This window comes from Candidatus Binataceae bacterium (assembly GCA_036495685.1).
Taxonomy (GTDB): domain Bacteria; phylum Desulfobacterota; class Binatia; order Binatales; family Binataceae; genus JAFAHS01.
In genome coordinates this window covers 1-12,946 of sequence record DASXMJ010000172.1, presented here as the reverse complement: position 1 = coordinate 12,946, position 12,946 = coordinate 1, and the positions used below count along the sequence as shown (strand labels likewise).

Genomic DNA, 12,946 nt, shown 5'->3' with positions numbered 1-12,946 from the left:
CCTTAGCGCACGACACCCAACGCGGGCAGTTCGCGCTCCATAAAGTTTTCCAGATTGTGGGCGCCGAATGCCTGTGTGTATGCGATGCCGCGCTGGGTACAGAACCCACGAACCTCCTGGGCGAGTTTGTCAACCTTGCGGCGGCAGGCAGCCGCGGCGTCAGCTCCAAAGACCGTCTCGCGAACCTCGCCAGTCTCCGCGTCGCGTACCCGATAGAGGCCCGGCGGATAGCTTCCGGTTGACTCAATTTGGCCGAGAACTTGTATCACTTTCACCTGATGGCGCGCGGCCAGCAGCCGCGCCAGCGCATCTTCATAGTCGGTTCGACTGACCAGAAAATCGGAGACCACGATCACAATTCCGGCTGGCCGGCGCTGATGCAGTAGCGAATCTACGGCTGCCCCGAGCCGAGTCTCGCCACCGGTCCGGATGGCGCTCACAAACGGACGAAAGTCGAGGTAGGACTCGCGCCGACGGTGGAAGGGCGACGAGTCCAAGTGCATGTTCCCGCGGCGCATCGCGAAGGCCGCGATGCGCACCGCATCGTTGTCGCTCATTCCGACGTAGGCCAGCGACGCTGCCAACGCGAGTGCCAACCCGAGCTTGTCGTCACTCTCCGGAAACGCCATCGATGCGCTTGCATCGACCAGCATGGTGATCTCGACCTGTCGCTCGGCGCGGAAGGTGCGAATGGAAAGCTGATCGAGGCGCGCGTACGTGTTCCAGTCGAGAAAGCGTAGATCGTCGCCCTCGTTGTATTCGCGGAAATTTTCCGGCTCGATTCCGAGGCCTTGCACGCGTCCCAGAGTGCGCTGCCCGGAGCGCACGGTCCGGGCGCGTTTGATCCCCAGTACCAGGCGATCGAGTTTTCTCAAAAATTCGGGCTCGAACGCGCGCGCCTCGAGCATTACGACAACCTCAGGCGCGCGTCGCGCGTACCGACTTGATCACGCGCTCCACGATCTGCGGCGCATCGATCCCGTCAGAGTGGGCCGCGTAATTGAGCATGATTCGATGGGCTAGTGCGGACACCGCCATCGCTTCGATATCCTCCCGCGCCACGTTGGCGCGGCCATCGAGCAGCGCCCGGACCTTGCCTCCAAGAATCAGGGCCTGCGCGCCGCGCGGCGAGGAGCCGAACATCACGTAGCGATTAACCATCTCGTCGTGAAGCGATTTCACCGAGTCGCCGACGTAGCGTGAGTGGTCTGGCTGCGTGGCACGCACGATGCGCGCGGCATAGTGCTCCATCGCAGGTGCCGCGATTACTTCGCGCACCAACTTTTTGAGCGTCTCGACGCGCTCCTGTGCTTCGTCGCCATGGAACACGGGCACTATGCCGGCTTCATCGGCCCCGGTGGTCGAAGAAATGATGCGGACCAGGTTGTCCTCTTCCGGATAGTCCAGCCGCACTTTGAACAGAAATCGATCGAGCTGGGCCTCTGGCAGTGGATAGGTACCTTCCATTTCGATCGGGTTCAGGGTGGCCATCACCAAATACGGCGGCCGCAGTGGATAGGTGGTGCCCGAGACAGTCACCTGTAGTTCCGCCATCGCTTCCAGCAGGGCGGATTGAGTTTTGGGCGTCGCGCGGTTTATCTCGTCACCGAGCAGAATGTGACAGAAGGCCGGGCCGGGTTGGAAGGTGAATTCGCGCCGGCCATCCTCGCTGCTCAGGATCACGCGCGTACCGGTAATATCGGCCGGCATGAGGTCGACGGTGAACTGGATGCGGTTGAAGCTCAGATTGAGAGCGCGGCCCAGCGTCTTGACCAGCGTGGTCTTACCGGTTCCCGGCACTCCTTCGATCAGTACGTGGCCGCCCGCGAAGAGCGCCGAGAGCAACTGCTCGACCGCCTGCTCGTGGCCCACGATCACCTTGTGAATTTCGGACTGGATGCGGCGGAAAGTGCGGGCAAAGTCCGCCACCGTCGGCAGCTCGAGCGCAGCTTGCGTCTCGCTCATCTTTCGAACACTCGCTGAATGGTAACTCGGTCATCGGGCGGCACGGCCGCGCGGGGGACGGGTTCATCGGGCTGCTGGTGCGCATTCAGAGGTGTATGCACCTTGGGAGGAAGGTAGGCTTGCCCAGCGCCCTTGGCGCCTTGCTCGACCGGGCGTGCCTCGATCGCAATTTCAAAACCTTCGGCACTCATCTTCGACTTTGAGGCCTCGCCGAACAGGCTGTCCGGATCGGCTCCGATTCCATGTACCGCTCCGCCGTTGTACGACTGCTCACCGCGCTGTTCATCGGTCTGCGCGGATTGACTGGAATCGTCGGCGCCGGCCAGCGATTTGCCCTTACTGGCGGACTCCGGACCGTTCTCGCCGTTATCGTCTGCGTTGCCTTGCGCGTCGGGTTCTCGTAGCGCATCGTCGATGGGAGGCAGCGCGGGCTCGTCTTCGCTGGGATTGTCACGCTTGAATTGCCCGGCCTGCTCCCCGCGATGCGAATTGCGCCGGGTATCGGGACCGCGATGATCAGAAGGATCGAGTCCCGCCTCATTGTCCGCCAGCCTGAGCGTTAAGCGTTGCTGCGGTCTGGAATCGCCGCGCAGTTTACTCTGTACGTCGCCCGCCAGGTTGCGCGCACGATCCAGCAGCCCGCCGAACTTCCCCGAGTCTCCCTGCCCCGTGGTCACCCCCTCGCGCGCCAGTTTTTCGCGCAGCTTCGCCATGGTGGCAGGGTCGGCCTGGACCTGCAGTCCGTTGCTGTCTCCGGGCTCCGCGGGACGCAGATGAAGATCATCAAGATCGACCGTGATGTCCGGGGTTCCCGAGTTGGATGCAATTTTGAGGTTCTGGCGGGTTCGAGCTATCGGGATCAGCAGCGCCGCGACCGCGAGCGCCGCGAGTGGAGTCCACCAGGATCGCGCGATGCGCCGGCGCTCGACGCGTGCCGGCAGGAATTCGTCGCGATGCGCCAGTGCGTCTTCAATCAGATACGCCCACAGCACCCCGCGCCTGCGAGACGAGACGGTCTCAACGATCGTGGTCAAGCGGCCCTTAAGCCCCGCGCGTTCATCGGCCAGCGCCGCGGCCCGCTGCGCATTTGAGCGCCTGCCCAACGCCGACCGCAGCGTGGTCCAAAGCGCGAAAACCCCAAGTAGCGTCATGGCACCTGCGACGCCGAGGAACTGTAACGGTGGCAGCAGCATCGCACCCGCGAACACCACGGCGGCGACCGTTATCCCGATCGCCAACACCAGGTACAAGCCGTGTTGCAGCGCAAGCCAGTTCAGTCGTGCGCGCAGGCTCGTTACCTGGCCCAGAACGATGTCGAGCTTTTCTTGAGCTCGCGATAGGTGAGTAGACGCGGGCATCTCTATACGGAGAAAGATTCAGATTAACCAAGCGCAGCGCGGCAGGCAACGGAGAATCCTCTGTGCAATTCCGTGAATTTTCACGCCGCGGAGCATCCGACTCGCTCGGCACGAAACACCTTCCCGTTGCGCTACGCGAAGCTAGAATGTCCAGCCGACGATCGACTTGATGAACAACCCGTTGCTCGTCCGCGTGAGTCCGACCCCAACCCCGAAGTTCAATTCGAGCTGGGGCAGAAAATCGAAATTGAGCGCCGGCACTATGAAGTGCTGTTGTCGTTGCACGCCCGGCAAATCGGAGAGCGGGCCCATGTCTCCATAGTATTCTACGGCGGGCGAAACCCAATGGGTGAGTTGATAGACGACTTCTCCCGAGGGATCGAACTGCACACCTTTGTGGGTGTCCGGGCCACTAAACGGTTTCTCGAACGCGAAATTCCCGACGATCATAAGGCTCCCAAGCTTCTTTTCGAGAATCGGACGGATTTCCAGGGTCAGGGGATTTTCCTCGGCCTGAAAGCGCATGTAGTCCAGTTCGATGTTGCCGCCGACTTCGAGAGGCCAATTTTCGGATTGCGGCACGCCAAAATGTACCTTGCTGCGTGAGCCCGCGTAGTTGTAATTCCCATCGCTCATCTTGGCCGTGCACAGATACTGCCCGACCTCGAGCCACGGCAGCACTCCGTAGGTCGCTTCCAGAGTTAAATGAATCTGGTAGGGGTCGATCGCTTCGCGCGCCCATTGACCAGTCGCGGTCGTGGTAGTGTTGGAATGCAGTTCGAGTGTCAGATGGTGAAATGGGGCGGTTTCCACCTCGTAAATTTGAATTTCGTAGAAATCGATCGCGTGGGCGGGTCGCGCTCGGGCGAGCATCAACAACACCAGAGCGATCGGGAGAATCGAAGGTGGAAGCCCGTTTCGACTGACGCCGCCGTCGCGGCGGCGAGCGCGCCGCGTCATGTCGCTAATCCGTGAGACCCGCGTCCTCGCGCGCGCCGAGCGCGAGTGCCGACCAATCGAGGTCGGCGCGGCCCAGCGCTAGCGCGTGAACGAACCGATCCCGCAGCAGGCTCGCAGTGGGCATCGGCGCATTCACCTCACACGCGCTGCGCAGCACAATTTCAACATCCTTGAGCCCAAGCGGGAGACGAAAGCCCGGGGGACTGTGGCGCCGATTGGCGATCGCGCCGCCGTACCCCTGGTAGACGGGGCATGCGAACAGCGTCTGCCCCAGCATGGTCGCCAGCGCCGAGCGATCGACCCCGTTCTTTTCGGCCAACACGAACGCTTCGCCCATCGCCTCCATGGCGGCGGCGATGAGGAAGTTGCCGCATATCTTGGCGACGTTGGCAGCCTCGGTTACTTCGCCGAAATCGAAGACCCGCTGCCCCAAGGCTTCCAGGATCGGCTGAGCCGCCGCTTTCGCGGCAGCCGGACCCGAGACACAAATCCACAGGCGCTTCGCCGCGGCCGCGTCGGGGCGCCCGAACACCGGCGCAGCGACCATCGTGGACCCCACCCTGCGATGGACTTCGGCGAGTTCGCGCGTGGTCGCCGGCGCGACGGTGCTCATCGAGATATGGATACCACCATCACCGAGACGCTCGGCTAGAGCAGCGTCGCCCGCGACCAGTTCCGCCAATGCCGCATCGTCGGCCACCATCGAGACCAGCACGCCACCGCGCCTGACGGTGTCGGCGGCTTTAAGCGCGACGGCGGCGCCTTTGCTCGAAAGCGGCTCGGCCCTGGATTGGGTTCGATTCCAAACCGTCACGCGGTGGCCGCCTGCCAGCAGATTCGCGGCCATCGGCAATCCCATGGCACCAAGACCCACAAATCCAATTTCGAGGCTCATGCCTGCACCCTACCATGGCGACGTGAGATTCCTCGACTCCGACTCGTGCCACGGGTTGCGCGCGCGAGGTTATCTGGATCTCACCACGCCGAGGCGGGGGCAGCGATGCTCGATCGGGCACCGCGAGCACCATGGCGAGGTCGGGTGACATAGGGTTTGCCCGAAAGCGACCAGGAGCGAGTTGTACTCGAGCCAATGACGCCGAGGCAGCACTTCGCGCAACGCCATCTCGGTCTTGTCGGGCGTGGTAGTCTTCACCAAGCCCCAGCGGTTGGAGATGCGGTGCACGTGGGTGTCGACGCAGATCCCCGGTTTGCGAAACGCTTCCGTCACTACCAGGTTCGCGGTCTTGCGGCCGACTCCTTTTAGGGTAAGCAGCGCATCTAGATCATCGGGTACCTTGCCGCCGTACCTGGCTTTGAGATCGCTGATGATTCCGCGAATGACGCGCGCTTTGGTCCGATAAAATCCCACCGGAAAAATCAGGCGCTCGAGCTGTCGAAGCGGAATCTTCAGCATCGCTTCGGGAGTCGATGCACGCTCGAACAGCCGTTTAGTTGCCACCGCGGTGGTTTCATCCTTGGTGCGGAGGCTCAGAATGCAGCTGATCAGGGTCTGGAACGGGTCCCGCGTGTGGGTCGCCACCAAGGTAACAATCGGCGCGTTCCACGAGGCTGCCTCCCGGCGCAAGGTCTCGATGAGATCGCCGACGGTCTCCGGCGTCACCTTAAATCGTCTGCGCGTAAGCGACTTTCGATTAACGACCGCGGCGCGCTTCACAGCGTCTCTTCTAGCACGGCTCCATCAATCCTAGGGACGGGGCGCCAGCCCCGTACGGCCAACTTCGATGCAGGCGAACTAGTCCGCTCCCTCCTGGGTATCTTACCAAGCAATTCTCATTTGACCGTCCGCGCTGCTGCGGACTAGTTGTAGTCGCCGGGGAACCGCTCACCCGTAGGAGGCAATGGCGATGGACGTCGGCAAAGACAAGCTGCTCGAAATGTACCGGTCGATGCAGAAAATCCGGCACTTCGAATCAAGTATTCGCGACCTGGCGATGGCCAACGAGATTCCGGGCTTCGTCCATGTGTCGATCGGCGAGGAAGCCAGCGCGACGGGTATCTGCGCAGCCCTGCGCAAGACCGACCGCATTACCTCGACCCATCGTGGTCATGGTCATCTGATCGCCAAAGGCGGCCGACTCGACAAGATGATGGCCGAGATTTTCGGCAAGCGCAGTGGGTACTGCAAAGGCAAAGGTGGTTCGATGCATATCGTCGACTTCTCGTTGGGGATCCTGGGCGCCAACGGCATCGTCGGCGCCGGATTGCCGATCGCGACCGGCTCCGCGCTCGCGGCGGTGATCGCGGGACGCGACGAAGTCAGCGCGTGTTTCTTCGGCGACGGCGCTTCCAACGAGGGCACCTTCCACGAATCGCTCAACCTGGCCGCGATATGGAAGCTCCCGGTCGTGTTCGTGTGCGAGAACAACGGCTTCGGCGAGTTCACCCCTATGCAGACCGTAACCTCGGTTAAGGACATCGCGGTGCGCGCGCAGGGTTATGGGATTCCCGGGCACATCGTCGACGGCAACGACGTCATGGAGGTGTATCAGTACGCGACCGAAGCGGTGGCGCGCGCTCGCGCGGGCGAAGGACCCACCCTGCTTGAGTGCAAGACCTATCGCTGGGAAGGGCACGTCGTCGGCGAGCAGGCGTTCCTCGGCGAGGAGGCTTACCGCAAGAAGACCGAGGTCGAGGAGTGGAAGCGCAAATGTCCGATCATCCGCTTCCACCAGTGGTGCCTCGAGGGCGGCAAAATTTCCGAGGCGGAATTGAAAAAGATCGTGAGCGAAACCGAAAAGGAACTGGACGAGGCGATTGCGTTTGCGCGATCAAGCGAGTTGCCCGATGTGTCCGAAGTCACCGACGACGTTTACGTCTGAGTCCGGAGCGGGAGGCCTAGAGCCATGCCCCAGTTAAATTTCATACAGGCGATCAATTCCGCGTTGGCCGAAGAGATGGAACGCGACCCGCTCACCTTCCTGATGGGCGAGGACGTCGTGCTTGGTGCGTTCGGCGCGACCAAAGGGCTTATCGACAAGTTCGGCGCAAAGCGCGTGCGCAACACTCCGATCAGTGAAGCGGGCTTCGTGGGCGCGGCGGTGGGCGCAGCGATGGCTGGAACCCGGCCGATCTGCGAGGTCGAGTTCGCGAGCTTCTTCTATTGCGCCTTCGACCAGGTCTGCAACCAGGCTGCGAAGTTGCGCTACATGTCCGGCGGACAGGCCCGCCTGCCGATCACGTTTCGCGCGGTGTTCGGTGCGATGGGCGGGGCGGCAGCGCAGCATTCCGAAACCGTGTACGCACAGTTCCTGAGCGTACCCGGACTGAAGCTGGTCGTGCCGTCTGGACCGGCGGATATGAAAGGGCTGCTCAAGAGTGCGATTCGCGACGACAATCCGGTGATCGTCTTCGAGCATGGCGGACTCGGGCGGCTGAAAGAGGAAGTGCCCGCCGGCGACCACCTGGTTGCGCTCGGAAAGGCCGCCGTCAAACGCGAGGGCAAGGACGTCACCCTGGTCGCGATCGGCGCGATGGTGCCGAAGGCGCTCAAAGTCGCGGACAAGCTCGCCAAGGACAACGTCTCGGTCGAGGTCATCGACCCGCGCACCCTTATGCCGCTGGATGAAGAGACCATTCTGGGTTCGCTGGCCAAAACCAATCGCATCGTGGTCGCCGACGAAGGACATCTGCGCGGCGGGGCGGCGGCCGACATCGCCTCGATGGTCGCGGAAAAGGGTTTCGACTCCCTCGATGCACCGGTAAAACGGGTCGCATCGCTTGACGTTCCGATTCCCTTCAGCCCGCCTCTGGAGCGCGCGGCTGTGGCCGATGAGGCGCGCATCGAACGTGCGATCCGCGAGCTGCTGGGCAACTGAAGCGACGACTCGGGATCAGACGCGTGGCCATCGAAGTGGCGATGCCCAAGTTTGGGCTGACGATGCACGAGGGAACCGTGCAGCGTTACTTCAAGGTCGTCGGCGAGTCGGTGACCGTGGGCGAGCCGTTGTACGAGGTAGAGACCGAAAAGGTGCTCTACGAAGTTGAGGCACCTTCTGCGGGAATTGTCGCTGCGTGGCTGGTAGAGGAAGGGGCCACGGTGGAGTGCGGAGTAGCGGTCGCGGTGCTCGCTGAGCCGGGTGAAGACCTAGCGGTCGTGACTGGCCGCTATGCCGATCGGGTTTCATCCAACGGTGCAAGCATGGCTCCCGAGCGGCTGGTTCGAGAGCGGGCGGCGCGCTCCGCGTCGGTCTCCACGCCTGCGGAGAGTAGCCGGCGCGCGGTCAGTCCCGTCGCGCGCAGACTCGCAGCCGAAATGGGGGTTGACCTCGAAGCGATCGAAGGTAGCGGACCGGGTGGTCGCGTCACCAAAGAGGATGTGGAGCGCGCCGCCAAAAGTCCGCAATCGCCGACACGATCAGCACGACCCACAGCCCCTGCACCATCGGGCGGCGCGCGAACCCCGTTGCGCGGGGCCCGCAAGACGATCGCGGAGCGGATGCATCAGTCGCTGCGTGATTCGGCTCAGATCACGATCACGACCGAGGCGGATGTGACGGCCGCGACCGAATTGCGCGCGCGCCTCAAGAATGAGTTCGACGCCACCTATACCGACATGCTGATTCATGCCGCTTCGCACGCGCTGCTGCGACATCCACGGGTCGCCGCACGGCTGGAAGGCGCGGAGATCGTAACGCCCGCCGAAATCAACGTGGGCATCGCGGTGGCGCTTAGCGAAGGACTGATCGTCCCGGTGGTACGCGATGCCGCGCGCAAGGGCCTGCGCGAGATCGCGATCGAGGCCAAGGCGCTGGGAGAAAAGGCCCGGACCGGCCATCTCAAGCTCGAAGACGTCACGGGCGGCACTTTTACGATCACCAATCTCGGCACCTACGGCATCGATGGGTTCACCCCGATCCTCAATCCCGGCGAAACCGGGATTCTCGGGGTCGGCCGAATTGTTGAAAAGCCCGCCATCTACCGCGGCGAGATCGCGCGGCGCGCGATGATGACGCTATCGCTCACGTTTGACCATCGCGTAGTCGACGGCGCGCCCGCCGCGGAGTTTTTGCAAACCGTCATCGAGTTCTTCAACTACGGCGAGCGATGAACCGCGCGCGCTGGAGGCTTAAGCTCGCTTTAGCACTCTGCATCGCAACCGGCATCGCGACGGCGCCGGCTTTCGCCCAGTCAAAATCCTCACCCAAGTCCGCGCACGAAGCGGTCGCGGTGCGCGCCCCACAACCCAAGGCTATCGACTACGACAAGCTGACCCAGGAAGCGACGGACCTGCTATCGAAGTACATTCAAATCAACACCACCAACCCGCCAGGCAATGAGCTGACGGCGGCCAAGTTCCTGAAGGACAAATTCATTGCCGACGGAATTCCGGCGACTACCTGGGAGCCGCTACCCGGACGCGGGATCGTCGCGGCGCGCCTGCACGGCATCGGGAAGCATCAGAAGGCTCTGCTGCTGTTGAGCCATTTGGACGTAGTCCCCGCCGATCCGAAGGAATGGAAGACACCTCCGTTTTCCGGTGAGGTCAAGGACGGGGCGATATGGGGCCGCGGCGCGCGCGATGACAAGGGGCCGGGAGTGGTGTTCCTGATGTCGATGCTGGCGGTAAAGCGGGCCGGAATTCTGCTCGATCGAGACATCCTCTTCGTCGCGACCGGCGATGAAGAAGAGGGTGGTATAGCCGGCGCCGGATGGTTCGTCGACCACCAGCAGCCCGTCTACTCGGACGTCGCCTATGTCCTGAACGAAGGCGGCTTCATCCGGATGTTGCCTAACAAGAAGGTCTACTACGCGGTCGCAGTCACCGAGAAGACGCCTTTGTGGCTTAGGGTAACTGCGAACGGACCGACCGGGCATTCGTCCCAACCGCCCGCGGAAACCTCAGTAACCGAACTCTTGCGCGGGTTGCAGCGTCTAGTGGAGTACCACCCTCCCATACACCTCATTGGGCCGGTGGAAGACTACTTCCGAGCGATGGCTCAGCTCGGAGAAGGCCCCAAACAGTGGCTCGACCTCGCAGCCGCGCTGCGTGACCCGGTTTTCCAGAAACAATTTCTCGCTGTCCCGGAGCAAAACGCGCTCGTGCGCGACACGCTTACCCCGACCGTCCTGGGTGCGAGCAGCGCGGTCAATGTTCTCCCTGCCACCGCCTATGCGGAACTTGATTGCCGCCTATTGCCGGGAAGCGATTCGAAAGCCGTGGTGGCTACGATTGACAAGGCGTTAAACGACAAGAACCTCAAGACCGAGGTGGTCCGCAACTGGCCCCCGGTTTCGTCGCCGCACAAATCAGAGCTGATGAGTGCAATTCAAGCGCTGGCGCGCCATATGGACAAGGACGCGCCCGTGCTCCCGACGTTGATCGCCGGATTCACCGATAGCCACTACTTTCGACAGAAGGGAATCATCGCCTACGGTTTTGTACCGATCGAAGTCACGCATCCAGAGGAGCCCAAAGGCATCCACGGAAATGATGAGCGGATTTCGGTCGATGAGCTGGAGGGTGGCATTCGGCGCACCGTCGAATTGCTGAAGATCATGGGCGGACGCTAGACTTCCCGGCGAGCTGCATGTTTCCCTACCCCGCTAGGTTTAGGGTGAGAGCCGAGCTAGACGAATCCGCGAAAATCTGCTCATTCACAGTAGTGGCGACGGCCACCACGAGGACCAAAACGGGATGATTCGCGCGGGAGTCGGATTTTCGAACGCACTCAACCCCAAGACCGCCGCCCGCGAGGCGACTGCGGCCGCGATGCAGGAGGCAGGCGTGGCGCAGGCTCAGGCCGCACTCTGCTTTGCGACAACTGCCTACGGTGCGGCCTATCCCATGATTCTGCGGGTGGTTGGAGCCGAGGCGAAAACCCGGGAGGTTGCCGGATGTTCCAGCCTCGGAGTGATTGCGCACGAGCAGGAAATCGAGTCCGGCAACGCCGTGGTGGTCATCGTCTTAGGCGGCGAAGAGATCGGCGCACGCCGGTTCTTCGTCCCGACGCTGCGTGGGCGCGGCTCTGAAGTAGCCGCCGAAATCGCCGCCGCGGTGCGCCCCGCGCTGCGGCAGAACAATCTGCTTTGCCTGTTTGCTGACACCTACAACATGGACGCGGAGAAGCTGTTACCTGCCCTTTCGCGCGAGCTTCCCCACGTGGCGGTGACGGGGGGCGGGGCGAGTGAGGACGGCTCGATCGGTGAAACGTTCGTGTTCTGTGGTGATGCGGTTAGTAACAACGCCGTATCGGGAATGCTAATCGCGGGCGACTTCGATCTCACAATCGCAAGTTCGCTCGCGTGCGCGCCGGTCGGGCCGCCCCATAGAGTCACTGCCGTGCGCGACAATGTGATCCTGGAGCTCGATGGCCGCCCCGCTTATCAGGTATTTGCGGAAGCGGCCTGGCCGCTGGCGGCTGATTTGCGGCGCGCGCTCGCGTTCGTGTTTCTCGCCGTGCCCATGGATGCCGCGGCCGGCAAAATCGAGCGCGGTAAATTCCTGGTCCGTAACATCGTCGGGGCCAGCCAGGAACACGGTGCGCTCGCGGTGGCACATCATCCGCAGAAGGGCGACACGGTCGGCCTGGTGCTGCGCGATGCGGAGCGGTCGCGCAACAATCTTAAAGAGACGCTTGAGGATCTGAAAACCCGGCTGGTGAGCGCGCCGGCGTTCGGTTTGTATTTTGATTGCGTTTCCCGCGGGTCCGGGCTCTACAACATTCCAGGCCACGACTCGGCCTATATCCGGCAGTACCTGGGTGAAATTCCGATGGGCGGGTTTTTTACCGGCTTCGAAATCGGCCCGGCGGGTGAGCACACTGCCCTGCTCCAATACTCCGGCGTTCTGGCTTTCATCTCGGCACGAACCACGAAGAGTTGAAGCTCGCTGGCTTGCAACGCTGAAACGCTTAGTGGTACCTGAAATCTTGGATTCGAGCCTGGGCGCCGGATTCCATCCATTCACGACGGAGGACGAGAAGTTGGACTTCGGATTTTCTGAAGAGCAGGAGATGTTGCGCGACGCGGCCAAGCGCTTTCTGGCCGACAATTGTCAGACCAAATTTGTCCGCCAAATGATGGCGGACGCAAGTGCCCACGATCAGGGCTTCTGGAAAAAAATCGTCGAACTCGGATGGCCCGGACTGCTGATTCCGGAAAACTACGGCGGCCAGGGCGGTAGCTTCCTCGACATGACCGTGATCGTCGAGGAAGCCGGCAAGGCCCTGGTTCCAGGACCATTCTTCACCAGCGCGCTGTTGGGAGTGCCCTTGCTGATCGAAGGCGGTTCGGAAGATCAGAAGAAGTCGATATTGCCGCGTATGGCCAAGGGCGAGTTCATCGGCACGGTCGCCATCGCCGAAGCTGCTGGCCGCTTCGATGCGGGCGGTATCCAACTGAAGGCGGCCAAGAGCGGCTCAGATTACGTGCTTAACGGTGAGAAGTTCTTTGTACCCGATGCGCACGTCGCAAACGGATTTGCGGTCGCTGCCCGAACTAGTGGAAGCGGTGAGAACGGAATAACCATCCTGCTGGTGCCGTCGAACGCCAAGGGTGTCACCGTGACCCAGCTCAAGACCGTCGATATGACTCGTCGCTTGTGCCACCTGAAATTTGACAACGTGAAGGCGGAGGGCATGCTAGGCAAAGTCGATCAGGGATGGCCTATTCTGCAGCGGACCCTGGACATCGCCACCGCGGCG

The 12,946-nt window shown here is 62.2% G+C and carries 12 protein-coding genes; 6 read left to right on the top strand and 6 right to left on the bottom strand.

Features of this window, described 5'->3' with window-relative positions; all coding sequences use genetic code 11:
* Nucleotides 1-2 precede the first annotated feature (2 nt).
* From VGI36_15750 to nth, 6 genes are all read right to left on the bottom strand, one after another.
* On the bottom strand, nt 3-908 hold the full coding sequence (locus VGI36_15750) for a DUF58 domain-containing protein (protein HEY2486600.1): 906 nt from the start codon (nt 906-908) through the stop codon (nt 3-5).
* Between the two features lie 10 nt (nt 909-918).
* Nucleotides 919-1,965 (bottom strand): MoxR family ATPase, encoded by a 1,047-nt coding sequence (locus VGI36_15745; GenBank protein ID HEY2486599.1) that lies wholly within the window; start codon nt 1,963-1,965, stop codon nt 919-921.
* The gene (locus VGI36_15740) at nt 1,962-3,323 is read right to left on the bottom strand and encodes a hypothetical protein (protein HEY2486598.1); all 1,362 of its coding nucleotides are present in this window, start codon (nt 3,321-3,323) and stop codon (nt 1,962-1,964) included. Before VGI36_15740 ends, VGI36_15745 begins: the two co-directional genes overlap by 4 nt.
* 141 nt (nt 3,324-3,464) lie before the next feature.
* Complete coding sequence (locus VGI36_15735; GenBank protein HEY2486597.1) at nt 3,465-4,283, bottom strand: hypothetical protein; 819 nt, start codon at nt 4,281-4,283, stop codon at nt 3,465-3,467.
* Between the two features lie 4 nt (nt 4,284-4,287).
* Nucleotides 4,288-5,178, bottom strand: a complete 891-nt coding sequence (locus VGI36_15730) for an NAD(P)-dependent oxidoreductase (GenBank protein ID HEY2486596.1) — start codon at nt 5,176-5,178, stop codon at nt 4,288-4,290.
* A 69-nt stretch (nt 5,179-5,247) separates the two neighbouring features.
* Nucleotides 5,248-5,904, bottom strand: coding sequence for an endonuclease III (gene nth / locus VGI36_15725; protein ID HEY2486595.1), 657 nt, complete (start codon nt 5,902-5,904; stop codon nt 5,248-5,250).
* Between the two features lie 244 nt (nt 5,905-6,148).
* On the opposite strand from nth, the gene VGI36_15720 reads away from it, so the two are divergent.
* The 6 genes from VGI36_15720 to VGI36_15695 form a co-directional block, all read left to right on the top strand.
* Nucleotides 6,149-7,123: a thiamine pyrophosphate-dependent dehydrogenase E1 component subunit alpha gene (locus tag VGI36_15720; protein HEY2486594.1), complete on the top strand. Its 975-nt coding sequence runs from the start codon at nt 6,149-6,151 to the stop codon at nt 7,121-7,123.
* A 24-nt stretch (nt 7,124-7,147) separates the two neighbouring features.
* Nucleotides 7,148-8,119 (top strand): alpha-ketoacid dehydrogenase subunit beta, encoded by a 972-nt coding sequence (locus VGI36_15715; protein HEY2486593.1) that lies wholly within the window; start codon nt 7,148-7,150, stop codon nt 8,117-8,119.
* Between the two features lie 23 nt (nt 8,120-8,142).
* Complete coding sequence (locus tag VGI36_15710; protein ID HEY2486592.1) at nt 8,143-9,351, top strand: dihydrolipoamide acetyltransferase family protein; 1,209 nt, start codon at nt 8,143-8,145, stop codon at nt 9,349-9,351.
* Nucleotides 9,348-10,814 carry a M20/M25/M40 family metallo-hydrolase gene (locus tag VGI36_15705; protein HEY2486591.1) on the top strand — a complete coding sequence of 489 codons (1,467 nt, stop codon included), beginning with the start codon at nt 9,348-9,350 and terminating at the stop codon, nt 10,812-10,814. The genes VGI36_15710 and VGI36_15705 overlap by 4 nt, the downstream gene beginning before the upstream one ends.
* 124 nt (nt 10,815-10,938) lie before the next feature.
* The gene (locus tag VGI36_15700; GenBank protein ID HEY2486590.1) at nt 10,939-12,126 is read left to right on the top strand and encodes an FIST N-terminal domain-containing protein; all 1,188 of its coding nucleotides are present in this window, start codon (nt 10,939-10,941) and stop codon (nt 12,124-12,126) included.
* Nucleotides 12,127-12,226: 100 nt separating this feature from the next.
* Nucleotides 12,227-12,946: acyl-CoA dehydrogenase family protein (locus VGI36_15695; protein ID HEY2486589.1), on the top strand; the 720-nt coding region annotated here is incomplete at its 3' end.

What these genes read in the sequence shown, in the direction of transcription:
- VGI36_15750 (HEY2486600.1), bottom strand. Translation starts at nt 908, where the DNA reads ATGCTCGAGGCGCGCGCGTTCGAGCCCGAATTTTTGAGAAAACTCGAT.
- VGI36_15745 (HEY2486599.1), bottom strand. Translation starts at nt 1,965, where the DNA reads ATGAGCGAGACGCAAGCTGCGCTCGAGCTGCCGACGGTGGCGGACTTT.
- VGI36_15740 (HEY2486598.1), bottom strand. Translation starts at nt 3,323, where the DNA reads ATGCCCGCGTCTACTCACCTATCGCGAGCTCAAGAAAAGCTCGACATC.
- VGI36_15735 (HEY2486597.1), bottom strand. Translation starts at nt 4,283, where the DNA reads ATGACGCGGCGCGCTCGCCGCCGCGACGGCGGCGTCAGTCGAAACGGG.
- VGI36_15730 (HEY2486596.1), bottom strand. Translation starts at nt 5,178, where the DNA reads ATGAGCCTCGAAATTGGATTTGTGGGTCTTGGTGCCATGGGATTGCCG.
- VGI36_15720 (HEY2486594.1), top strand. Translation starts at nt 6,149, where the DNA reads ATGGACGTCGGCAAAGACAAGCTGCTCGAAATGTACCGGTCGATGCAG.
- VGI36_15715 (HEY2486593.1), top strand. Translation starts at nt 7,148, where the DNA reads ATGCCCCAGTTAAATTTCATACAGGCGATCAATTCCGCGTTGGCCGAA.
- VGI36_15705 (HEY2486591.1), top strand. Translation starts at nt 9,348, where the DNA reads ATGAACCGCGCGCGCTGGAGGCTTAAGCTCGCTTTAGCACTCTGCATC.
- VGI36_15700 (HEY2486590.1), top strand. Translation starts at nt 10,939, where the DNA reads ATGATTCGCGCGGGAGTCGGATTTTCGAACGCACTCAACCCCAAGACC.